We start from the raw sequence: 274 nt of genomic DNA on the forward strand, positions 1-274 counted from the left end.
GTTCTCACATCTGATGGGTAAAGCCGTCGACTTTGAAGGGTTGATGTGTAGTCCGGAGGCTTCTCCGAAATCGTGCATATTTTTCATGAGTGCATCGATTTCTTCCCTCACCGGATTTGTGAAGATGACGATGTCATCGGCGTATAGGCTAATCCTAAGTTTTAGCTCCCGCCCTGGAAGTGGTGCAATGATGTGTTGCTCAGCGGCGACCTGAAGTAGGTGGTGCAGTGTGTCTATCGCTAGGATGAAGATGAAAGGTGACAAGGGGTCGCCC

Annotated in this window: 1 protein-coding gene; it reads right to left on the bottom strand. The window is 50.0% G+C overall.

Annotated elements, in window-relative coordinates:
• Positions 1-274, bottom strand: a 274-nt coding sequence (locus tag L9G74_RS22820) for a reverse transcriptase domain-containing protein (protein WP_238898619.1), incomplete at both ends; no start/stop codon positions are given.

The sequence above is a fragment of the Shewanella electrica genome, assembly GCF_022321485.1.
Classification (GTDB): domain Bacteria; phylum Pseudomonadota; class Gammaproteobacteria; order Enterobacterales; family Shewanellaceae; genus Shewanella; species Shewanella electrica.